Raw genomic sequence first — 21,397 nt, 5'->3', positions numbered from 1 at the left:
CTGATCCTGTCTGGTCTGTCCGCGGCAATGGAAATGTGCCTGAAGATATCATAGCTTTTTTATGCGGGTGGTGCAGCATGCCAATCGGTGATTTGCGCTGCTTCAATAGCGACGCGCACGTGGGCCAGGAAGCGGGCGCGCGAAATGGGCGCCGCGCCCAGCGAGGCCAGGTGTTTCGTTTCTTGCTGGCAGTCAATCATGGTCACGCCGCGCGCCTGCAAAAAGCGCACGAGGTGCGTCAGCGCGATCTTCGAACCGTCCGAAACGCGGGCGAACATCGATTCGCCATAGAACATGCGCCCGATCGACACGCCGTACGCGCCGCCCACCAGTTCGCCGTCCAGCCACAGCTCCGACGAGTGGGCGTAGCCCAGCTTGTGCAAGCCCGTGTAGCCGGCGATGATTTCGTCGGAAATCCAGGTGCCCGGGCCATCCTTGCGCGGCGCCGCGCAGGCGCGCATGACGGCGTCGAAATCGCTGTCGAATCGCAGCTGCCAGCGCCCGTCCGTGGCGGTGCTGCGCTCGACCTTGCGGATCGCCTTGGCCAGGCTGTCGGACACCTTGAAGTCGTCCGTCATCAGCACCATGCGCGGATCGGTGCTCCACCAGAGTATGGGCTGGCCTTCGGAAAACCAGGGGAAGATGCCGTGCTTGTAGGCGTCGAGCAGGCGCGCGGGCGACAGGTCGGCGCCGGCCGCCAGCAGGCCGGGCGCCTCGTCTTTCAGGGCGCGCGAGACGTCGGGAAACGGGGTGTGGATGTCGAGCCAGGGAATCATGCGGGGTCAATTGGCAGGTGAGGGGGGGCTTACTCGGCATCCGCGCGCGCCATCGGGCGCGTGATGTCGCCCGTATGGAAGCCGTAGCTGCCGCCTTCGCGGATTTTCACGCGGTCGGCAAAGAACAGTTCCAGGGTGGCGCGGATGGTGGGGAAGGCCAGGTCATCCCAGGGAATCTGCGCTTCCGTAAACAGCCGCACGTCCAGGCTTTCGATGCCCGGCGCGAAATCGAGGTCGCGCAGGCGCGCCAGGTAGAACAGGTGCACCTGGTGCACGCGCTGCACGTTGAGCAGCGAAAACAGGGGCCCCAGTTCGATATTCGCGCCCGCTTCCTCCACCGTTTCGCGCTCGGCCGCATCGGACGTCGTTTCATCGTTTTCCATGAAGCCGGCCGGCAGGGTCCAGTAACCGAGGCGCGGCTCGATGGCCCGCTTGCACAGCAAGACCTGCAGCTGGCCATCCTCTTCCCACACGGGGATGGAGCCGACCACCATTTTCGGGTTCTGGTAATGGATGGCGTCGCAGTTGGCGCACACATAGCGGGGACGGTTGTCGCCTTCCGGAATGGACAGGCTGACAGGATGGGCGCATTCGGAGCAGAATTTCATGGGCAGGCTTCGGAAAAATGGGTGTCTGGTGTAACGCTTACTGTACACCGATTGCGCGCTGTGTGGCGTGACGGGCGGACACAATGCCAACCGGCAATTGGCCTGGTTTTATAATTAAATAGCTCTATTGCAGTCTAAGTTGAGATAGCTATTGCCTAAGCCACCCGTTTGCCCTTATAATTCAAGTGCGGGGTGGAGCAGTCTGGCAGCTCGTCGGGCTCATAACCCGAAGGTCACAGGTTCAAATCCTGTCCCCGCAACCAATACCGGAAAGCCGCTGATTCTTGCAAAAGATCAGCGGCTTTTTCCATTTCTGCCCAACGGCAAACTTCGGCAGGCGGGGCTGGCATGACATTGTCAAATCATGCCCTTTACGCCGCGCAACAATCTGGTATATAATTCGAGTGCGGGGTGGAGCAGTCTGGCAGCTCGTCGGGCTCATAACCCGAAGGTCACAGGTTCAAATCCTGTCCCCGCAACCAATTCGAAGCCGCTGGTTCCTCGCAAGAGGGCCAGCGGTTTTTTCGTTGTGCGTCCCGATCTGTGATCCTTTTCCCCCTTCCATTACATCCTCGTCGTCCTGGCTGTTTTAAACAAGCGCTGCGTCGGGCGTATCGTTTTTTCTCGAATACATTCGAACCGTCTGCATAAGCCCATAGTCGTCTGTATTACCCGCCGTATGCAGCATTGGTACAACAGGTGACATCCCGGTTTCAGAATTCACCAGCAACGCGACATAGTTTGTCGCAGGCCTTGATATATTTAATCGCGAAATTGAATTATTGCTTTCGGTTTGGTGTTTGTATTTAATATAATTTGAGGGTTTTAAAAAATTCCTCTTACAGGTGACCTCGGTATCATTTTATGATTGTTTGAAAAATATGCGGCGTGAAAAAAAATCCATTGTCGGCGATGCGGAAATACCAGTAGTAGCTTCCGAACCGGAAGCGGGCTACCGAAAATCGATATCCGAGACGCGATTTCCATCACGCATACCTGCGGCCACATTGCGGGATGTAATTTTTTCGGTGGAAACTCAAACTCAATTTGACGAATGTCTTGCGAAAATACGTTTTCATAAGAAAATATATGTGGAGTGGGGATTTGCGGAAGTCGATCCTCTGGGACGCAGTTCGGTGCTGAATTTTTATGGTCCGCCAGGAACCGGGAAGACACTGGCAGCTGAAGGGCTGGCTGGAACCCTGGGTTTGCCTATTATTCAGATTAGTATTGCGGATCTGGAGAGTAAATATATGGGCGATACGGCTAAAAATATCCAGATCGCCTTTCAAGCTGCACAGGATTGCGGTGGCCTGCTTTTCTTTGATGAAGCAGATACCCTGTTGGGGCAGCGGCTTTCTTCTGTCACACAAGGCATTGACAATGAAGTCAATGCCATGCGCTCCACATTGCTGATCGAATTAGAGCGCTTCGACGGTATCGTTGTTTTTGCCACTAATTTCGCAAAAAACTATGATGTTGCATTCCGCAGCAGAATTACCCACCACATCCGTTTTTCCTTGCCGGACATAGCCGCCCGCGTGCGCTTATGGAAGCGAATGCTACTTCCTGGAATACCCATTGCGGGTGACCGTCAAGAACTCGCGCAGCAATGCGCTGCCTTGTCGGAACATTTATCTGGGCGCGAGATCCGGACGGCGATGCGCCTGGCCTTGCCCAAAGCCCTGATTGCCGCGGAGAAGGCGCGTTTGCCCGCGATGCTGGCGATTGAAAATCTGCAAGAGGCGATCACGCAAATCAGGGCAGCCCAGGCGGAAGTGGCATCGCAAGCAGGTACTGCACATGGACAGGCTGCACTTGCCAAGCAGTTGCTTGGCGTTAAAACAATCGAGGAGAAGTAAGATGGGTTTGTTTTCTAAGTTCGGGAATTTTCTCGGTAGCGTAGGATCGGCCGTTGTCGGTGCGGCGAAAAATGTCTGGCGCACCGCGAAGGAAACGGCAGCGAAAGCCATTGTATGGATGGCCGATGGCGCCGAATCGGTAATTGGCGAAGCCAAGGAGCTGTGGCGTATGGCAGAGCCGTATGTCGCCAAGGCGCGTAAATTGCTGCAGTCTATGGCCCAGAACGCACCGCATCCGTGGTTGAAAGGCTTGGCAGGCATCCTTGATGGCTTGCTGGGTACCTTGCAAGTCTTCGTGAAGGGCGACCTGGCCAATAAACTGGAAAGCGCCTTGCGCTGGTGCATTACCGTTGCGCAAAAACTGCGCGAAACCTTCCTTTCCAAGGAGCAGGAGCAAGAGGCCCGGCAGCGCAAGGAAACGTTCACGGAGGCGCAGCAACATGCAAGCCCTGAACAGCGCCACGCACTCGATCTGGCTGCCTTAATCAATAACTATGTCCTGGTGCAAAGCGGCATCAAGACCAGTCTCGACGGCGCCGGGGTCGATGACTTCGAACATTTCCTGCGTTTGCGGGCCACGCAAAAGCTGCTCAATCGCGTAGAGGGGGTCTTGAAGCGCGCGAAGAGCGTCGACGATATTTCCTCAGACGACATTTTTCTTGTCGCGACGGGCAGCGCCCTGCTCGAGGCTGATCCAGTCCTGTCGGACGCAGAGGTCGAACGCCTGGATGGCATCGTGGAGTCCATCTACGGCAAAAAGCTCATTCCCTTTGTTTTTGAAGAGATGATCTTGATCTGGAACGAGAAATGGAAGAAAGGTGAAGTGGCGTGGACAGAAGCGAACCAGAAGGCGGCAAAAGACCGTTCCTTGCTGCGCCGCCTGCTGATGGAACAGCGTTTGGCCTCATTGAACGAAGAAGACAGCACTATTCTGCTGGGCTTGCAGGACTCGGTCGAGGCCGAGACACGGCAGCTCAATGAGCTGGCTGCCAATCAGCGTTACCTGCACAAGTATGTCGGCGCGGCCGAGGGATTCCTGCAAATGCTGGAGCAAGATGCGGAGACCCTGGAGGCCGAGGGCAAGGGCTTTCTCGCCGAAGAGGGGAGTCGTGTCGGCATGTTGATTATCGCGTGCGTCCAGAAGGGAAAACCGTGGAGCGAGCTGACGGAAGAAGAGCAGAGTCTGATCACGGACTTTGCGAATATTTTTGAGCAGGACAGCCAGGCGCGTGCCGATCAACTCATCGAAGTAACGGTAGATTAATGAATCTTGATATCTTGCATTTCCTGATACCCGGCTACGAGCCCCTGCAGCTCTTTTTCTTTGTACTCATCGTCGTTGGCGTAGCCTCCACGCTCATTTTGCTGCGCAAGAATGCCACAGCCACCTCCTGGGAGGCGAACTGGAGCGGTGGCGGCCTGGGGGATCTGTCCGGCCGGCTCGACGCCGAGCATGGCTCGGTGAATGATCTCAGCCATGCGGTTGCGACGCGTTCGGAGCAGTTGGCCGAGACCATGCCTGGTATCCTGCTGATCCTGGGATTGCTGGGGACGTTTCTTGGCCTGGGGCTGGCGCTGGACAGTGCATCGAATATCTTGACCAGCCACAATACTAGCGCGGCCGATGGCATGAAGAATTCGATGGATCAGCTGATGCACATGATGGAAGGGCTTGGCACCAAGTTCAAGACCTCAACGTGGGGCATCATGGGTTTCCTGACCTTGAAACTATGTTCTTCCTATATGGGCGTCGATGAGCGCCGCTTGCGCTGGTGTGTGCGCAAAATGAAAGAACAGCTCGACGGTGCCAGGGATGAAGTGGCGCGCCGCGCCAGTCTGGGCACGGATCGGCTGGTCGATGCCGTTGGGGCCATGGGCGCCCAGCTGGGTAGCGTGCTGGAGCGCGAACTCGGTGCGAACCGGAAAGTACTCGAGCAGAACGGCGCCTTGCTGGAGAGTAGTTGCAGCCTGGGAAGTCAGGCCAAGTCCAGCCTGTCCGATATCGCCGGGCTGATGTCGGCCATGCTGGATAAAAACAATGACATGGCTGCAAGCAGCGCGGCGACCAGCCGGGAATTGTCCGCCTTCGTCGCCGCCAACAATGAAAACATGCAGGCGATGGCGCAGTCGTCGCAACAAATGGCCGACGCGGCCGCCGGGGTCGGGCATTCCGCCGGCTTGCTGGACGTGGCGATTAAGGCATTTGGCAGCGATGTGAAGCAGGTGCTGGATGGTGTGAAGCAAGATCTGGCGGGCACGATTAGCAGCATGAGCGACAATTTTGCTACGAAACTCGAGCAGATGGAAGCAAGTCTGGGTGGCGCGACGACCGACATCTCCACGGCGGTACAGCAGTTGTCGGGCCAGATGCAGCAGACCTTGTCGAGCCTGGAGACGCAACTGGGTGCCACATTGCGCGATATGAACGGCAGTTTCAGCAGCAACATTCATACTATGTCGTCCGACTTGACGGCGGCCACGGCAAAAATATCGGCGGCGGTGGAACAGTCTTCCGAGAACATGGGAAGCGCCATGCAGCAGATGGCTGGCAAACTGGATGAAGCGGTGAAAATCCAGAGCGCCGCTGGCAGGCACTTCGCCACGATCAGCGTTGCGCTAGAAGAACAAGTCACTGCCATGACGGAAGTGGTGAAAAAGCTCGGTGACGATATCAAGTCCAGCCTGGGTGCCGTGTCGACCAGCGCGCAGGAAGTCAAGCGCATGAATAACCGCAACGAAAATTCGAGCGAGGCAATCAGCAGCGTGGCTGCCGAGCTGGCCGCCATGGTGGAGCTGATGCGGACGGCCCAGGCGACGGAAATGAGTCCGCAGCAGGCTGAGACGGCCGAGAGCTGAAATGAAAGAGAAACCAAATGAATGGGTCGCGATTTCCGACCTGATGGCCGGAGTGGTGGCGGTGGTCATGTTGCTGCTTGTAATGGCCGTCTTGAAGAATGCTGCGGCAGAAATGGCGCATCGCGAGCAGGCGGAAAAGGGGAGCATTGCACAGCGCAAAAAAATCGCCACCATGCTTGGCCAGTTGCAGGCGGATATGGCGAGCCAGGGCGCTTCGCAGCTGGTGCGCTTCGATATCGACAATGGCAAGATGACCTGGAGCGACAGCGTCTTTGCGCGTAGCAGCGCGTGCATCACGCCGCAGGCACGCGAGCTGTTCGGCAAGACGGAGGCGGTGATTGCCGATTTCCTGGCCAACAACCAGGGCGCGCAAGTCTTTGTCGAAGGCCATACCGATAATCTGGCGGTCAGCAAGCCGGTCACCGATATCGAACGTTATTGCACGGTATATGACGACAATTACACCTTGTCGGCCGCCCGTGCGCGTGAAGCCAGGCGCTTGCTGGTCGGCCGCCTGAGCGCCGGCAGCGCGAAGAATGTCGTCGTTGCCGGCTATGGCGATTCGCATCCCCTGGACGCTGTCGATCCTGGCAACCCCAGGAACCGGCGGGTCGAAGTACGCCTCGTTCCGGCTGAACCATAATCGGCTGCGCCATCGCGCGCCGTCTACCTTCCCGCACCGCCGTCGCATACCGGCGTCGGTGCGGCACTATCTTATTCGTCAGGAATTGACATGCATGAAATGCAATGGGGGCTGCTTGCGCCGGAATGGTTGAACAATGAGCGGCGAACGCGCACGCTCGATTTGGGCGTTGCCGTACGCACATTTAATGACCTTGCCGTGCCAGGCATGGGGGGCGTATGGTTTGGGCGTCAATTGTTCCTGGCGACATTGGGTGTCGCCGTCGCTCAGGCTGCTCGGGCGCGAAACATGGTGGTGAGCAATATCGAAACGGCCAATGCCATTGAAGCGCTCGCTTGCCTGCTGGCCTTGCGCGCCACGCGCTGGGAATCGAATGAACGTTTGCGTGGAGCTCAAAAGATGCGTGGAACTACTGCCTTGACCTTCGCGCAGGCACGGCAACGCAGTTTTTATGTCACGCAGCCCATGCGCATGGCGACCGTGCAGGCATTGCCGGCTTTGGGGCTGGTCTCGTCGTCAGGCGAACAGTTCAATTCCTATGCATGCACGCCGCAAGGGTATGAATTGATCTCGCGCATGTGTCACGGATTCGCACCGCATAACCGGACAATTCTGGATCACCTGACGGGATGGGTTCTTGGACAGTACGAGATTGGCGAAAAATCGCCGTTATTGCTGGCCGCCTTGTCGCCACTGGAGTTGCTACCCTTGAGCGTACGTGAATGGCTGCGTGAGCAGCTGGAACTGGGCACCGGCAGCATGGCGCAGCGCAGGCGGGATGCGTTGCGCTGGATGGAGAAACTGTACAGCTCCGGAGCCCGCACCGTCGAGTGGCACCTGCCTGCCGATGAAATTTCGGACGCCGATCATTGGCGTGATCTGCATGTTGGCGCCTTGTTCTTCCAGACCAGGGATGCCGCGATTGCGTTACTGGAGGCGGTGGAAGTCGTCATGGGCCCGCCGGTATCCCGGCAACTGGCCCTGCAGCAGGCCTTGCCGGGACAGCTCGCTGACAAGCTGGCGGCCTTACGTACGTGCGCAGGCAACTTTTTGCGGCAAGAATATGATCCGACGCCGGACAACGTGGCAAGCACATTCTGCATGGAATGTCATGGAGCAGACGATGCCATGCTGTTGCGCAATTTGGTGCAACGCGATGGCCAGGTTCTGCAAGTGCGTGCGGATCGCATCATTCCTGGCGCAGCATTTCGTGCCATGCTCGACCCTTCGCTGGGCGCTACCCTGGCTGCTCCCCGCAGCGATGAAGAATCGGGTATCGAGACAGCCGTGGATACCTCCTCAATGCCTATTTTTCCAGATGGTATTTCACGGCGGATTCCCAATTTTTTCTATTTTAATCTTGACCTGCATGGCGAGCGGGCTGCGCGCATGCCGGCAGCGCAAGGAGTTTTGCCATGAGCGATGCGAGCGACTTTCCACCAGCATTATCGCTGACGCAACATTTTACGCCACCTGAAGGGTATGCCGGCACCTTTGGCTGGCTTTGTGGCTATTCAGCTGATGCCGCATTTCTTGACGATGCCGTCGAGCGTTTTACTGGCCAGATGTTTTCTGGCAGGGCAAATGCCGGCACCATAGCGCTGGCTGTCATGTTGGACCCTGGCAATGAACAGATCCGTCCGGTGGAAGCGCCGGGAATCTTGCATGTAGGCCTGTGCAAGAAGGCGCCGTTTAAGTTGCTGCATGCCAAGGTGGCGGTGCTGGGGTTTCAGCATCACGCCGAGCCACATGATTGGCACATCCGTTTGCTCGTTTCGACTGGCAACTGGACCCGGGATAGCCTGGAGCGTAGTCTCGATCTCGTCTGGCGTATCGATCTCGCTGGAACGGATCTGCACGCGGCCGTGTCCGAACAGCGACGTGTGGATCTGAGTGCTGCGTGGCAGATGCTGCACTGGTTGCGTGGCTACTTTGATTTCCGAGCCTTGTACGGCACGTCGAGCACAGGCAAGGAGGGCCAATCTCACCTGGCAGCGGATATGGTGGAGACCTGGTTGCAAACTGTGACGGCGACGGTGCGCGGCACGACGTTGCCGCCTCGCTATTTTGACAATCGAAAGCAGGGATTGCTTGCCCAGTTACCGACCATGGTCCGGCAGCAAGGCGGAGCTTTTTCCCGCAATTACCTGGCACTGGGATCAGGATTTTATGAACCGGCGAGTGACGCCACGTGCATTCCGGTGGTACTGCACAAGATACAGGCTGCTTTGGACGAGGCTGATCTGCTGACAGCCAAGGCAGAGATCGATGTTTTTGTTAATCCGCTTGCTTGCCAGGCCGTGCACAGCGGCATGCCGGGTTTGCAGCAGGCGGGTTGGTCGGTGCGAGCTGCCGCCGCGCCGCCTGCATTCGGGAGCGCGCCGCGAGAGCTGCATGCGAAGTTCATTTTTTCCGCTACTCATCGTTCGAACTCCGATGCGTGCTTGCGTCCATGGTTGTACTTGGGCTCAGGCAATCTGACGGGACCCGGGATCGTCGAGAAAATGCGCGCGGGCGGCGGTAATCTGGAGGCTGGCGTTGTTTTTGCACCGCAACATCTTGTATGGCGCCGCGCGCGCGGGCAGCAATCAGTACAGATGGTGAGCGAGGTATTGCCCGTGCAGTGGCAGCAAGATGGCATCGAGGATGCCACGACGCTCTCGCCGGGTAGCAACATGCCGGAGCGTCCTGCCCTGTTTCTTGCTCCACCGCTGGCCTACCTGGTCTGGCGGGAAGGCGAGGATGGCGAGGATGGCGGCTGGCTGAGCACCGACGTCGAAGCGGCGGGAGAATTTGAGTTGCTTGACAGTGCTGCGCATCCATGTCCGGTTGATACTTGCGGGCGCTACATCTGGTCATCGGCACAGCCGCGTGAAGTGGTGCTGCGCTGGCGTGTCGCGGACAGAACGCAGATTGCGGCCGTGCCTGTGATCGATGAGCACGGACGGATCGCTGGCACTCCCTTGTTACCCATTGAGTTGGAAGATGCCTGGGGATTGTTGCTGCGATTCCCTTTGCCACCCGATGACGAGGACGATATGCAGGGGGACGAGCGTAAGCGGGGCAAGAAGAAAGATGGGCGTGGCCACACGCCATCGCCGGCGGCACGCTATTGCATACGTAGCATGATGGAGCTCATTGAAAATATTGCCGCAAAGCAAACAGCTTTGCAGGAGCCCAACTGGAATGCCTGGTGTCATCGACTGGAACAATGCCTGATGCAGGCGGCAGGCAGCGATGTGGTGCTGAACTTCACACGGCTTGCCATCAACCCACTGAGTCCGCTTTGGCAAGTTCCGTTTCGTCCGGACTTCGCCGCCACCGGCGACAGTCCGGCGGGTCAGACATATGAGGCGGCATTGGCGCGTATTGAAGAAGCATGGTGCGTAAATGAACTCGCAGCAATAGGAGCAACGGCATGAAGCAGCAATTTAGCGGATGGAACGCGGTACTTGCAAGCCTGTCGACCGTGGTTGCCGAACAGAATGAATTGGAAAAATCGCAAGGTCCGGCGGCTGCGCAGTTAAATGCGGGGCAACGCGCCAGCCTAGTGAAAATATCGGCTTCGCTGGCGATTGCGCCAGGCATGATCATTGCCGATGAAGTTGGCATGGGGAAGACGCGCATTGCCGTTGCACTTGCAAAAGCTGTCATCAGCGCAGGGGGGCGCGTGGCGATTCTGGTGCCGCCCGGGCTGGGTTTTCAGTGGCAAAAGGCATTGCTGGAAGGTGGTTTGTCGGCCACTGGCCTGGTGCGCAGCCTGGCCGCGTATCAGCAGGCGTGGCAGCCGCAGGGTAAAGGCAAAGAAACGGCGCCATGGTTTGAACAGCCCGCCGTGCTGGTTTCCCATGGCTTGACCAATTGGCGTCTCGGCGATGCGGCCAGTGCATGGCGCTGGGGCTTGCTGCCTGAACTGCTGGCGCAGTGGCGAAAGAAAACTCGCGAACGCTTGCCAAACGGATACAAGAGTGCGCGCAGTGGTTGCGAAACTGGTAGCTACAAGGCAATGCAGGCCGCTGCATGCGGTATTGCCAAAGCCACGCCAATCGATGAGGCACACCCTGGCTGGCGCCGCCTGACGCAGATAAGCGAGACAGTGCCTTGGTCTGCCGGTGTGTGGGATAGCGCTTCGTATGGTAACCGCGAGGACTTGCGCAAGCCTTTACAGCAGGCAGTCGGCATGGGGCTTGGCGTCTTTGATCTCATCATTACCGATGAAGCGCATCGGAACCGTGCGCCCGAGAGTGCCTTGTCGGCCTTGCTGGGCACGGTGATGCTGGCAACCGATGATGCTCGCCGTCTGGTGTTGACCGCTACCCCGGTGGAACTCAATGCAAAGCAGTGGCAGGATATTTTGAACCGCATCGGCCTCGATCCCCTCAAAGTTGCCAGCCTGAGCCAGATTATTGAAGAGTATGCAGCCGCAGCGTTACGTCTGCGCCAAGTGTGGCGAACCAGCGAAGCCGCCCGTCTGGACTATGCCCGCCTGGCGACAGTATTCAAGCAGGAGCTGGCACCGTTCCTTATTCGCCGGGACAAGCGTGAAGACGAGACTGTGCGCTTGTTTCAGCGCCATACGGGACGCCCGCTGAGCGATTACCGTGAGCAACGGGAAATCGTGGTTGAGACTGAAAAGCTCGCGCCTGCCTGGCGCCATGCCGTGTGTGTGGCCGAGTCGCTTTCACTGGTAGCGCGTCAATCCACGCACGGCATGGCCAAGCGTTTGCGCCTGACCTTGGCCAATGGCCACGGCATTGCCAGCTTGATGGATCAGATTCGACGCATAGAGGCCGATGGCGCGCAGGAAAAGGATGATGTAATTGAAGCCATGCAAGATACTGCGTCTGGCGCTGCTGGCAAGGTGTTAGTTGACAACGATGACAAACGTGCGGCGCGCGCAAAGTGGTGGCTCAATGCATTGGGTGACGTGTTTGATGACGATGGCGAGTCCTTGTTCGATCATCCTGCCATTCAGGCAGCAGTCGAAGCGATCGAGGAGGTCACGCAACAGGGTGGCAAGGTATTGGTATTTGGTCGCTTCAGCATTCCCATGCATGCGTTGACAGCGTTGTTGAATGCGCGGGAAATGCTGCGCCGCATCGAGAACGATTTGCCCTGGCCGCAGGCCAAGGTACATCGCGAGGAGTGGAAGGTAGCGCATAAGATTGACGAATTGAGTGCCCTGCGCGCGGCCCAGCAGCAGTTGGGCACGAAAGTTGATTTTGCCATCCTCGATGACTTGTTGAAGCAGCGTTATGAACGCGAGCAGGGGCGGCGGGAAACTGTGCGCAGGCATTTGCTCGAGACGCTAGAGCATGGCATGCAAGCCTTGGCGCCAGCTCAGAAATCTGCCATTTATCAGGTGTTCCTGGCCTTTTGCGAAAGCGAGGCGCAATGGCTGCAGATGGAGACGAAAAAGGGACTACACCCTTCGGCGCTGATGGCGCGTGCCTTGTCCGATCTGTTGGGTGACGCGGATCGGGAACATGGTGCGCTCGCGTATGCGCAGGCATTTTGTGAGCTTTTCGATGCGATGGGCGGTCAGAATGAAGAGAATGATGATGCAGATCAGGAAAAGATGCAGCTAAAACGCTGGGAAGGCCTGTGGCAGCGCTTGCAGGCGGAATACAGCAATCCGGAAGGCGGCTTTGCGCGCTTGATGGTGGGGGCAACCAAACAACCCACCCGGCGCTTGCTGCAAGCGGCATTCAACCGGCAGCACAGTTATCCGAAAGTGTTGGTAGCCCAATCGTTGGTAGGACGTGAAGGCCTGGATTTACATAAAGCTTGTCGTACCGTCGTGCTGTTGCATCCTGAATGGAATCCTGGCGTGGTGGAGCAGCAAATTGGTCGTGTCGACCGGCTTGGCAGTCAATGGGGCGTTGACGTGCGCGCAGCCGTCGAGGCCGGCGTGGCAGCAGAGGCGATACCTCGCATCACCATACGCCCAGTTATTTTCCGGGGCACGTATGATGAATATAACTGGGAAGTTCTGCAACAGCGCTGGGATGATTTACGCGCGCAATTGCATGGTATCGTTATCCCGCCACGTCTGGTTGAACCGGAATATCAGGCGCTGGCTCAGGAATTGACTGCACTGGCACCAAGCTTCTCTCCGATAAAAAGCTAGGTCGGCCAGGCAAGCTTGGCAAGAGAGGCGTCTATTTTCCCTCCCTTGCCGCATGCGCGGTAGCGCTTGTCCATGTTCTATCAACGCAATATGGCAAGCTGTTGCGCCGAAGTCTGGATTCAAGTTCTACGCGTTTTCGCAATGCTGGCCCCTGCATGACACTGACCTGGTCCCTATGGCCCATGCTAAGCCGCTGGTTCCTCGCAAGAGGGCCAGCGGTTTTTTCGTTTACGGCGCGGTGTCTTCTGCCAGCTGGCGCGCGTACACGACCAGCCGCAGGTGGCGGTCCGCATCGATGGTCAGCGAAGTGTGCTCATACGCGGCCTGCTCGCCATCGATTGTCAGGCGGCGTACGCCGGCGCATGGCGCATGCACGTCATGGCGGCGCCACCATAGCTTGAATTCGGGCGAGACTTTTTCCAGTTCGTCCACCAGCGCGTGGATATCGGCTTCCTGCGTGGCGCGCGCATAGTCGCGGCGAAAGCTCGACAGCATCAGCGGCGCCTGCTCTTCCCAGGCCGTGAAGCACGAGCGCAGCAGCGGGTCGGTAAACAAGAGCCACAGCAGATTGCGGCGCGCCGGCACATGCGCGCCAAAGCCGAACAGGGCGTCCGCGTCCGCATTGAACGCCAGCACGTCCCAGCGCAGGTTGAGCACATAGGCCGGATGCGCCAGCTCGTGCATCAGGCGGCGCACCGGCGGCGGCACCACGCAAAACGTCTTGCCCTCTTCGGCGGGCGGACGCGCATGCGCCAGCAGGAACAGGTGGCGCCGTTCGCCCGCGTCCAGTTTCAGCACTTCGGCCAGCTTGTCGAGAAAGGCGCTCGAGACGCCGATGTCGCGCCCCTGCTCCAGCCAGGTGTACCAGGTCAGCCCCACGCCGGCCAGCGCCGCCACTTCTTCGCGGCGCAAGCCCGGCGTCCTGCGCCGCCCGCCGCCGGGTAAACCCACGTCTTCGGGCGACAGCCGCGCGCGGCGCGCCTGCAGGTAGGCGGCCAGTTCGTGGCGGGTGCGTTGCAAGGTGCGCATGGTGCGGTCTTTCCGGTGAGACTGTTGCTATCAGTAATAGCATAAACAGTTAAATTGTAATTGTTTATATTGTATTCCAGAATGCCTGCTTTCTTCCCGAAAGCGTGCCCATGTCTGACTATTCTTCCTCCCGTGCCGCAACGCCTGCCGACGCCGCGCTGCCCGCCACCGTCTACCTGATCGCCGTGGGCGCGTTCGCGCTGGGCATGGCGTCGTATGTGACGGCGGGCCTGATGCCGATGATCGCCGGCGCCTTTTCCGTTTCCCTGGCCATGGCCGCGCAGCTGGTGACGGCATTTACCCTGGCCTATGGCCTCGGTTCGCCCCTGGCCGTGGCCTTGCTGCCGGCGCGCGCGCAGCGCTCCAGCCTGCTGGGCGCGCTGGGCGTATTCGTGCTGGCGAATGGGGCCAGCGCGCTGGCGCCCGGTTTTACCAGTCTGCTGGCCTGGCGGGCCATGGCCGGCATCGGGGCGGGCGTTTACCTGGCGCTGGGCATCGCGGCGGCGGCGGGCGTGTCGGCGCCGCGGCAGCGCGGCAAGGCCATCGGCGCGATCATGGGCGGCATGGCGGGCGGCACGGTGCTGGGCGTGCCATTGAGTTTGCTGCTGGCGCAGCAGCTGGGCTGGACGGCGGCCCTGTGGCTGGTCGCCGGCCTCGGTGGGCTGGCGCTGGCGGGCTTGCTGTGGAAGCTGCCCGCGCTGCCGGAAGTACCGGCGACCTCGCTGCGCCGCAAGCTGGCCTTGCTGGCCGATGGGCAGGTGCTGGCCATTTTGCTCGTGTCGCTGCTGGCGGCCATCGCCAGCCTGGGCATGTACACGTTCATTGCGCCGCTGCTGGCGTGGTCGGCGCAGGGGGCGCCGGTGTCTGCCACGCCCTTCCTGTGGGCCTGGGGCGTGGGCGGCATCGCGGGCAGCGTATTGGTGGGACCTTGGGCGGACAAGGTGGCGGCGCCGAAGCTGACCTGCTTCATCTTGCTGCTGCTGGCGCTGGCCTTGGGCGCGCTGCCGCTGGCGGCCGGCTGGTCGGCGTGGCTGATGCTGGCGCCGATCGTGCTGTGGGGCGCGGCCGGCTGGGCCCTGCAAGTGCCGCAGAACCAGCAACTGCTGGCCGTGCGCGCGCGGCAGGGCGACGGCAACCTGGCCATCGCCCTCAATGAATCAGCGCTGTACCTAGGCAGCGCCATCGGCGCCGCCGCAGGCGGGGTGCTGCTCCTGCTGGACTGGCCCATGTGGCTGCTGGCGGCCGGCGCCGCCCTGGTCGCCGCCGCCGCGTTGCTGCTGCAGTTGCCCGCCGCGCGGCGCTCCTAGGCTTTCTTCGCCAGTTGCATGCCCACGGGCAGGGCGCGGATGCGCTTGCCCGTGGCGGCGAAGATGGCGTTGCACAGGGCCGGCGCGATGGGCGGCGTGGCCGGCTCGCCCACGCCGCCCAGCTCCATGTCCAGGGTGCCCGGCACCAGGTGCGTGTGGATCACGTGGGGCGCGTCGGCGGCGCGCAGCACGCTATAGTCGTGGAAATTGCTTTGCTCGACACGGCCATTCTTAAAGCTGATCTCGCCGCTCATGGCCAGCGACAGGCCCATGATGCAGGCGCCTTCGATCTGCGAGCGCACGCGGTCCGGGTTGATCTGCGGGCCGCAATCCATGGCGATATCGACCCTGGGCACGATGACTTCGCCGGCCGCATTGATTTCCACTTCGATCACGGCCGCCACATAGGTGACGAAACTGTAGGACACGGCCAGGCCCAGCCCCCGTCCCTTGGGCAGCTTGCGGCCCCAGCCCGCCTTGGCCGTCGCCAGTTCGATCACGTGGCGCATGCGGCCTATGTCGACCGGATACTTCGCCGGATCTTCGCCATAGTTCCAGCCATCGGACAGGTCGGCCGGGTTGATCTTGCGCGCGGGGCCCAGCAATGCCAGCAGGTAGTCGCGGTGATCCTTCTTTGCCGCGTGCGCCAGTTCGGCCGTGAACGACTGGATGGCGAACGCGTGCGGGATGTTCGACACGGAGCGGAACCAGCCGATGCGCGTATGGGCCGGCACTTCGGGTACCTCGACGCGGATGTTCGCAATGGCGAACGGCACGTTGATGGCCGACATGCCCAGCTCGAACGGCGCCTGCCTGTTCGCGCCGGCGGCAAAGGTCGAGGTGATGGTGGGGGCGGCCGTGCGGTGCAGCCAGGCCGTCGGCATGCCTTTCGCATCCAGCGACGCTTCCAGCCGTTCGACCGATACCGTGTGCAGGTAGTCGTGCTGCAGGTCGTCGTCGCGCGTCCACGTCAGCTTGACGGGCGCGCCATCCATGGCTTTCGACAGCAGCGCCGCCTCGACGGCGAAATCGGGCTTCGATTTGCGCCCGAAACCGCCGCCCAGCAGGGTCACGTGGACGGTGACATCGTCATACGCCAGGCCCAGGGCCTTGGCCACGTTGCTGCGCGTCGCCTGCGGCGCCTGCACGCAGGCCCACACTTCGGCCTTGCCGCCGGCGATGCGCACGGTGGCGGCGGGCGGCTCCATGGTGGCGTGGGCCAAGTGGGGCAGATAATATTCGGCACTGAGTTTGCGCGCGGCGGGAGCGGCGGCCAGGGTGGCCACCGTCTTGCCCTGGTCGCGCGCCGGGCTGGCCGGCTGGCGCACGGCCGCTTCCAGGGTCTTGCGGAAGGCTTTCGAGTCGTAATCGCCGTTCGGGCCATCGTCCCATTCCAGCACCAGCGCTTCGCGGCCCTTGATGGCGGCCCAGGTATTTTTCGCGATGACGGCCACGCCGCCCAGCGGATTGAACATGGCCGGCGGCGGGCTGCCTGCCAGTTCGACGATGCGCAGCACGCCCGGCACTTTCAGGGCCGCCGTCTTGTCCACGCTTTTCAGCTTGCCGCCGAAGACGGGCGGACGGGCGATGACGGCATACGCCATGCCGTCGAGGCGCGTGTCGATGCCGAAGTGGGTATTGCCCGTGACGATGTCGTGCAGGTCGATGCCGCGCGTGCTGCTTTGGCCTATATAACGCAGCTCACCCGCCGTTTTCAGGCTGATGCGCGCGCGCGGCGGCACGGGCAATTTGGCCGCTTCCTCGGCCAGCGCGCCGAACGACAGCGAGCGTCCGCTGGCCGCATGCACGACCGCATGGTTGACGGCCTTGACTTGGGTGACGGGCACGTCCCAGCGCACGGCGGCCGCCGTTTCCAGCATCAGGCGCGCCGTGGCGCCCACGTGGCGCATGGCGCGGAACGAGTGGCGCATGCTGCGCGAGCCGTCCGTATCCTGGCTGCCGTAGCGCGCTTCGTCGGCGGGCGCCTGCTGCACGCGCACCTGCGCCCAGTCGGCGCCCAGTTCGTCGGCCGCCACCATGGGCAGGCTGCTGCGGATACCCTGTCCCATTTCCGAGCGGTGTACAACGATGGTGACGATGCCGTCGGCGGCGATCGACAGGAAGACCAGGGTGTCGTCGACCACGCCGCCCGCCATCTTGTCACCGCCGTATTTGACGGCGTCGGCCGCCATCACGAGGCCGGAAGGGCCGGCCACGAGGGTCAAGCCGGCCAGCGCGCCGGCGGCCTTGAGCCAGTGGCGCCGCGCAGGCGAATGTGCGGCGGCAGTGTCATGGATGCTCATTTGGCCGCTCCTTTCGCGTGGATACTGGCCGAGGCCTGCCTGATGGCCGCGTGGATGCGCGTATAGGTGCCGCAGCGGCAGATATTGCCGCTCATCGCTTCGCGGATTTGCTGGTCGTTCGGTCTTGGCGTCTTGTGCAGCAGGGCCGTGGCTGACATGATCTGGCCAGCCTGGCAATAGCCGCATTGTGGCACGCCGTGTTCCTGCCAGGCTTGCTGTAGCGCAAAGCCGACCTTGTCTTCGCCCACCGCTTCGATGGTGGTGATCTTCTTGCCGGCGGCGGCCGACACGGGCGTCACGCAGGAGCGGATCGCTTCGCCGTCGAGGTGCACGGTGCAGGCGCCGCACAGGGCCATGCCGCAGCCGAATTTGGTGCCGGTCATGCCCAGTTCGTCGCGCAAGGCCCACAGCAGGGGCGTGTCTTCAGGCAGTGCAAGGTCGTGCTGCTTGCCATTGATGGTCAGGGTCGTCATGTGTAGTCCTCGGAGTGGGGATGGTGCGGGGAAGCGCGACGGCCATCCGGCATATGGATGAGCGCATCAGTATCGGATGGTAGCACCAGCCGCCCTGCGCTGCATGGCGGAGGCCGGTGGCATACTGCGGCTTCCGATATTGGAGTTTTCCATGACATACATCACAGTGGTGCAAGGCTTGCCCGACATTCTCGCTCCCGGCTTGCAGGTGGTTTTTTGCGGCCTCAATCCCGGCGTGGACGCGGCGGCGGCCGGCCACCATTTTCTCGGTCGCGGCAACCGCTTCTGGCCCGTGCTGCACCTGGCCGGCTTCACGCCGCACCTGGTGGCGCCGCAGGACGATGCCAGCGTGCTCGGTTTCGGGCTGGGATTGACGGCGGCCGTCGGGCGTCCGACCAGCCGCGCGGACCAGGTGGGGGCGGACGAATTCGCGCAAGCGGCGGCCGGCCTGCAGCACAAACTGGCATTGATGCAGCCGCAGTGGATCGCCTTCCTGGGCAAGGCCGCCTACGCGGCGATGACGGGAAAACGCCAGCTGGAATGGGGCCAACAGCCGGAGCGCTTCGGCGGTGCGCGCGTGTGGATACTGCCCAATCCCAGTGGCCTCAATCGCGGCTATTCGAAGGAACGGCTGGTCGAGGCCTACGCGGAGCTCAGGCGCGCGCTGGGCTGACGTACCCGCGCGCGGCGCAACACATGGGCGGCCTGGTTCAGCGCGGCTGCTCCAGCTGCGCGTACACGGCGCCGGCGAGCTTGCCCAGTTCCTGCTTGGGCAGGCTCGCCGAGAGGGCGTAACCGAGCTGGCCGTCGATCCAGTAAAACACGCTCAGATCCTTTTCCTGCGCGTAGCGGAAGGCCGTTTCCTGCTTGCCGGCCCGTTCTTTCGCCACGTACAGGGTCAGGCGCTGGCCTTTGCCATCTTCATACATGAATTGCGCCACGGGGCCGTCGCCATCGCCGGGCAGCAGGCGCCCGCCGATCAGGTGATAGCCGAGCGGCGACAGCGCGGGCGGCTGCAATTTGCTGCCCAGGCGTTTCGACAGCCATTGCACCAGGTGCGCCTCCTGTTCCGCGCCTACTTCCACGGGGTGGCGCACTTCGGGCGTGTAGACGGCATGGGCGATCGCGGCGCTGCGCGCCAGGGAAACCGGGCTGGCGCCGGGGGGCACGCCATCGCCGCCGCGCAGCAGCCAGCCGCCCGCGCCGCCCGCGAGCACCAGCACGACGGCCGCTGCCGCCTGCATGGCGGGGCGGCGCCAGGCGCCGTTCGCCGCCGCTGGCGATGCCGCCTGCCGCAGGGCCGGCGGCACGGCTTCGTCCAGCACGGGATCGAACAGGGCGCGCAATTGCCGGTTCTGTTCGCGCCAGGCGTCCACCCTGGCGGCGTCCCCGGGATGCGCGCGCAGGTGGGCGTCGACGGCCGCGCGCTGGTCTTCGGGCAGGACGCCGTCGGCCAGGGCGTGCAATTGCGCTTCGCTGATGGCTTGCGTTGTCATTTCACGACTTTCAGGGTGGGTGGGCCGCTGTCCTGGCTGCCGGCAGGGCGGCCGTCGAGCAGTTCGCGCAGCCGGTCGCGCCCGCGCGACAAACGCGACATGACGGTGCCGACGGGGATGTCCAGGGTGGCCGCCACCTGCTCGTACGGCATCTGTTCGAGCGCGACCAGAAGGATGACTTCGCGCTGCCCCAGCGGCAAACGGGCCAGCGCCGCATCCATTTCGCCGATGGCGATGGCCTGTCCCGGCGTGTGCTCAGGGGCGGGCAGCACGCTGTCGTCGTCGAGTTCCTGCAGCGCCAGGCCGGGGCGGCGCAACTGGTCCACGTGCAGGTTATGCATGATGGAAAACAGCCAGGGCCGCATCTCGCCGCCGCGCTGCCACTGATCGAGCTTGCGCCAGGCCCGCTCCACGGTATCCTGCACCAGATCGTCCGCGTGCGCGGCGCCGGCCAGCGCGCGCGCATAGCGGCGCAGGCCGGGCAGGCAGGCTTGCAGCTGGCGGCTGTCCTCTTGCGTGGTCATCGTGGCGGCGGGATAGTGAGCTTAGGGCTTGACGACGTGCCACGCGTTCTTGAAATTGTCGCCGGCCACGTCGCCCGGCTTCTTGTCTTCCTTGTACAGGTACAGGGGCTTGCCCTTGTAGGTCAGCTGCATGGCGCCGTTGTCTTCGCGCTTGATGCTGCCATACGGGGCGGCGGGCGCCGCGTCGGTGGCGATGACGGCGGGCCAGGCGACCAGGCAGCCGCCGCTGCAGGCGCTCTTGCCGCTGTCGGCGACATCCTTGTCGAACACGTACACGGTCATGCCGCTGGCGTTGACCAGCATGCCGTTGGCGGGCATAACGTCGGCGGCGAAGGCCAGAGGGGCGGACAACAGGGCGGCGAGGGTGGCGATAGCAGTAAAGCGCATGATGGTCTCCTTGAGGTTTGGTGGGCTTGCAAGGGATAGACGCATGCCGCCCGCCGTTTATTCCCCGGTCGGCAAAATATTTTTTGCCGGCGCGTGCAGGCTGGCCCACAGGTGGGCGGCCGCCATGGTGCGGTGCGGCGCGTACTGGCGCAGCCACTGCTCCGTGCGCGCCATGTCCGGTTTCGTTTCCTCTCCGAGCAGCTTTTGCAGGGCGGCGCGGATGGCCACGTCGCCGTGCAGCGAGCAGTCGGCATAGCCGTAGCCGCGCAGCAGCGCGTAATTGACGGTCCACGGGCCGATGCCCTTCACGGCCAGCAGCGCCTGCGAAATGGCCGCCACGTCGCCGGAAGGGGGCAGTTCCAGCGACAATTCCCCGTCGTCGACGAGGCGCGCCAGGCGCAGCACGGTTTCCGCCTTGGCGCGCGAGAATTTGCGGCTGGTCAAATCCTCGATTTCCAGCCGCGCCACATCGCGCGCCTCGGGGTAGCACCACAAGCCGCTGGCGTGCCGGCGCCCCGCCTGCAGAATAAAAGTGCGGCGCAGGGCGATGGCGAACGGCAGGTTGATCTGCTGGCCGATGATGGCCCAGGTCAGCGCCTCGAAGGGGCTGGCCGATTGCACGATGCGCAAGCCCGGATTGACGCTTATCAAAGGCGCCAGCAGCGGGTCGGCGGCGGCCAGCCGGGCGAACGGCTGCGGGTCGATGCGCAGGCCGAGGATGTTGAGCAGGGCGCCGTGCAGCGCCGTTTGCACAGCGTCACTGGCGCCGCCGTCGATCTCGGCGCGGCAAACGGCCGCAGCGTCCGTGAAGGCCACGTCCAGCACCACAGGCACGCCGGCAAGCAGGATGCCCTTGCGCAGGCCTGCTGCGGTGACTTGTTCGGCGACGGCTTCCCCGTCGCGGCTGTGAAAGGCGATGACGTCGTCTCGGCGGTAGCCGGCGGGCAGGGGGAGGGTCCAGTGCAGCAGGGTCATGGTGGCCAAATTCAGTGAAGGTAGCAGG

Annotated in this window: 18 protein-coding genes and 2 tRNA genes; 11 read left to right on the top strand and 9 right to left on the bottom strand. The window is 61.9% G+C overall.

The annotated features are described in order from the left end of the window. Nucleotides 1–59: 59 nt before the first annotated feature. A complete protein-coding gene (gene aat, locus IGS61_RS11715; RefSeq protein WP_230539742.1) occupies nt 60–776 on the bottom strand; it encodes a leucyl/phenylalanyl-tRNA--protein transferase in 717 nt (238 codons plus the stop codon). Nucleotides 777–805: 29 nt separating this feature from the next. Further along, a complete protein-coding gene (locus IGS61_RS11710) occupies nt 806–1,384 on the bottom strand; it encodes an NUDIX hydrolase (RefSeq protein WP_230539741.1) in 579 nt (192 codons plus the stop codon). 186 nt (nt 1,385–1,570) lie between these two features. On the opposite strand from IGS61_RS11710, the gene IGS61_RS11705 reads away from it, so the two are divergent. From IGS61_RS11705 to IGS61_RS11665, 9 genes are all read left to right on the top strand, one after another. After that, nucleotides 1,571–1,647 (top strand) — tRNA-Met (locus IGS61_RS11705). 142 nt (nt 1,648–1,789) lie between these two features. Further along, a tRNA-Met gene (locus tag IGS61_RS11700) sits at nt 1,790–1,866 on the top strand. Between the two features lie 399 nt (nt 1,867–2,265). Further along, complete coding sequence (locus IGS61_RS11695; RefSeq protein WP_230539740.1) at nt 2,266–3,246, top strand: ATP-binding protein; 981 nt, start codon at nt 2,266–2,268, stop codon at nt 3,244–3,246. Nucleotide 3,247: 1 nt separating this feature from the next. Next, on the top strand, nt 3,248–4,510 hold the full coding sequence (locus IGS61_RS11690; RefSeq protein ID WP_230539739.1) for a hypothetical protein: 1,263 nt from the start codon (nt 3,248–3,250) through the stop codon (nt 4,508–4,510). Continuing rightward, nucleotides 4,510–6,102, top strand: coding sequence for a hypothetical protein (locus IGS61_RS11685; protein WP_230539738.1), 1,593 nt, complete (start codon nt 4,510–4,512; stop codon nt 6,100–6,102). Before IGS61_RS11690 ends, IGS61_RS11685 begins: the two co-directional genes overlap by 1 nt. A 1-nt stretch (nt 6,103) precedes the next feature. Next, nucleotides 6,104–6,745, top strand: a complete 642-nt coding sequence (locus IGS61_RS11680) for an OmpA/MotB family protein (protein WP_230539737.1) — start codon at nt 6,104–6,106, stop codon at nt 6,743–6,745. A gap of 90 nt (nt 6,746–6,835) precedes the next feature. Then, entirely contained in the window at nt 6,836–8,164 is a 1,329-nt protein-coding gene (locus IGS61_RS11675) for a hypothetical protein (RefSeq protein ID WP_230539736.1), read from the top strand. Continuing rightward, nucleotides 8,161–10,167 (top strand): hypothetical protein, encoded by a 2,007-nt coding sequence (locus IGS61_RS11670; protein ID WP_230539735.1) that lies wholly within the window; start codon nt 8,161–8,163, stop codon nt 10,165–10,167. The genes IGS61_RS11675 and IGS61_RS11670 overlap by 4 nt, the downstream gene beginning before the upstream one ends. Beyond that, nucleotides 10,164–12,875: a helicase-related protein gene (locus IGS61_RS11665; RefSeq protein WP_230539734.1), complete on the top strand. Its 2,712-nt coding sequence runs from the start codon at nt 10,164–10,166 to the stop codon at nt 12,873–12,875. The genes IGS61_RS11670 and IGS61_RS11665 overlap by 4 nt, the downstream gene beginning before the upstream one ends. Nucleotides 12,876–13,103: 228 nt before the next feature. On the opposite strand, the gene IGS61_RS11660 is transcribed toward IGS61_RS11665, so the two are convergent. After that, nucleotides 13,104–13,904 (bottom strand): helix-turn-helix transcriptional regulator, encoded by an 801-nt coding sequence (locus IGS61_RS11660; RefSeq protein ID WP_230539733.1) that lies wholly within the window; start codon nt 13,902–13,904, stop codon nt 13,104–13,106. A gap of 110 nt (nt 13,905–14,014) precedes the next feature. Here IGS61_RS11660 and IGS61_RS11655 point away from each other — a divergent pair, with 110 nt between their 5' ends. Next, nucleotides 14,015–15,211 (top strand): MFS transporter, encoded by a 1,197-nt coding sequence (locus IGS61_RS11655; protein ID WP_230539732.1) that lies wholly within the window; start codon nt 14,015–14,017, stop codon nt 15,209–15,211. Here IGS61_RS11655 and IGS61_RS11650 read toward each other — a convergent pair. Continuing rightward, a complete protein-coding gene (locus IGS61_RS11650; protein ID WP_230539731.1) occupies nt 15,208–17,514 on the bottom strand; it encodes a xanthine dehydrogenase family protein molybdopterin-binding subunit in 2,307 nt (768 codons plus the stop codon). The genes IGS61_RS11655 and IGS61_RS11650 overlap by 4 nt on opposite strands. Next, nucleotides 17,511–17,987 carry a (2Fe-2S)-binding protein gene (locus IGS61_RS11645; protein WP_230539730.1) on the bottom strand — a complete coding sequence of 159 codons (477 nt, stop codon included), beginning with the start codon at nt 17,985–17,987 and terminating at the stop codon, nt 17,511–17,513. The genes IGS61_RS11650 and IGS61_RS11645 overlap by 4 nt, the downstream gene beginning before the upstream one ends. Before the next feature lie 151 nt (nt 17,988–18,138). Here IGS61_RS11645 and mug point away from each other — a divergent pair, with 151 nt between their 5' ends. Beyond that, the gene (gene mug / locus IGS61_RS11640) at nt 18,139–18,660 is read left to right on the top strand and encodes a G/U mismatch-specific DNA glycosylase (protein WP_230539729.1); all 522 of its coding nucleotides are present in this window, start codon (nt 18,139–18,141) and stop codon (nt 18,658–18,660) included. A gap of 37 nt (nt 18,661–18,697) precedes the next feature. On the opposite strand, the gene IGS61_RS11635 is transcribed toward mug, so the two are convergent. Genes IGS61_RS11635 through IGS61_RS11620 form a run of 4 tightly spaced genes read right to left on the bottom strand, consistent with a single transcriptional unit; the run spans nt 18,698 to nt 21,369 of the window. Next, a complete protein-coding gene (locus IGS61_RS11635; RefSeq protein ID WP_230539728.1) occupies nt 18,698–19,483 on the bottom strand; it encodes an anti-sigma factor family protein in 786 nt (261 codons plus the stop codon). After that, entirely contained in the window at nt 19,480–20,007 is a 528-nt protein-coding gene (locus IGS61_RS11630) for an RNA polymerase sigma factor (protein WP_230539727.1), read from the bottom strand. The genes IGS61_RS11635 and IGS61_RS11630 overlap by 4 nt, the downstream gene beginning before the upstream one ends. 21 nt (nt 20,008–20,028) lie before the next feature. Further along, nucleotides 20,029–20,394, bottom strand: coding sequence for a COG4315 family predicted lipoprotein (locus IGS61_RS11625; protein WP_230539726.1), 366 nt, complete (start codon nt 20,392–20,394; stop codon nt 20,029–20,031). 57 nt (nt 20,395–20,451) lie between these two features. Next, nucleotides 20,452–21,369, bottom strand: coding sequence for a DNA-3-methyladenine glycosylase family protein (locus IGS61_RS11620; RefSeq protein ID WP_230539725.1), 918 nt, complete (start codon nt 21,367–21,369; stop codon nt 20,452–20,454). Nucleotides 21,370–21,397: the final 28 nt, after the last annotated feature.

Origin of the sequence: Janthinobacterium sp. FW305-129 (assembly GCF_020858115.1) — a bacterium.
Taxonomy (GTDB): Bacteria; Pseudomonadota; Gammaproteobacteria; order Burkholderiales; family Burkholderiaceae_D; genus Janthinobacterium.
The sequence above is the reverse complement of the archived record's forward strand: the minus strand, read 5'-3'. Positions and strand labels throughout refer to the sequence as shown.

Bases quoted from the DNA above. Each gene is read 5' to 3' on its own strand.
- IGS61_RS11670 (WP_230539735.1), top strand. From the start codon at position 8,161: ATGAGCGATGCGAGCGACTTTCCACCAGCATTATCGCTGACGCAACAT.
- IGS61_RS11635 (WP_230539728.1), bottom strand. From the start codon at position 19,483: ATGACAACGCAAGCCATCAGCGAAGCGCAATTGCACGCCCTGGCCGAC.
- IGS61_RS11710 (WP_230539741.1), bottom strand. From the start codon at position 1,384: ATGAAATTCTGCTCCGAATGCGCCCATCCTGTCAGCCTGTCCATTCCG.
- mug (WP_230539729.1), top strand. From the start codon at position 18,139: ATGACATACATCACAGTGGTGCAAGGCTTGCCCGACATTCTCGCTCCC.
- IGS61_RS11645 (WP_230539730.1), bottom strand. From the start codon at position 17,987: ATGACGACCCTGACCATCAATGGCAAGCAGCACGACCTTGCACTGCCT.
- IGS61_RS11680 (WP_230539737.1), top strand. From the start codon at position 6,104: ATGAAAGAGAAACCAAATGAATGGGTCGCGATTTCCGACCTGATGGCC.
- IGS61_RS11665 (WP_230539734.1), top strand. From the start codon at position 10,164: ATGAAGCAGCAATTTAGCGGATGGAACGCGGTACTTGCAAGCCTGTCG.
- aat (WP_230539742.1), bottom strand. From the start codon at position 776: ATGATTCCCTGGCTCGACATCCACACCCCGTTTCCCGACGTCTCGCGC.
- IGS61_RS11690 (WP_230539739.1), top strand. From the start codon at position 3,248: ATGGGTTTGTTTTCTAAGTTCGGGAATTTTCTCGGTAGCGTAGGATCG.
- IGS61_RS11650 (WP_230539731.1), bottom strand. From the start codon at position 17,514: ATGAGCATCCATGACACTGCCGCCGCACATTCGCCTGCGCGGCGCCAC.
- IGS61_RS11675 (WP_230539736.1), top strand. From the start codon at position 6,836: ATGCATGAAATGCAATGGGGGCTGCTTGCGCCGGAATGGTTGAACAAT.
- IGS61_RS11685 (WP_230539738.1), top strand. From the start codon at position 4,510: ATGAATCTTGATATCTTGCATTTCCTGATACCCGGCTACGAGCCCCTG.
- IGS61_RS11620 (WP_230539725.1), bottom strand. From the start codon at position 21,369: ATGACCCTGCTGCACTGGACCCTCCCCCTGCCCGCCGGCTACCGCCGA.
- IGS61_RS11695 (WP_230539740.1), top strand. From the start codon at position 2,266: ATGCGGCGTGAAAAAAAATCCATTGTCGGCGATGCGGAAATACCAGTA.
- IGS61_RS11625 (WP_230539726.1), bottom strand. From the start codon at position 20,394: ATGCGCTTTACTGCTATCGCCACCCTCGCCGCCCTGTTGTCCGCCCCT.
- IGS61_RS11660 (WP_230539733.1), bottom strand. From the start codon at position 13,904: ATGCGCACCTTGCAACGCACCCGCCACGAACTGGCCGCCTACCTGCAG.
- IGS61_RS11630 (WP_230539727.1), bottom strand. From the start codon at position 20,007: ATGACCACGCAAGAGGACAGCCGCCAGCTGCAAGCCTGCCTGCCCGGC.
- IGS61_RS11655 (WP_230539732.1), top strand. From the start codon at position 14,015: ATGTCTGACTATTCTTCCTCCCGTGCCGCAACGCCTGCCGACGCCGCG.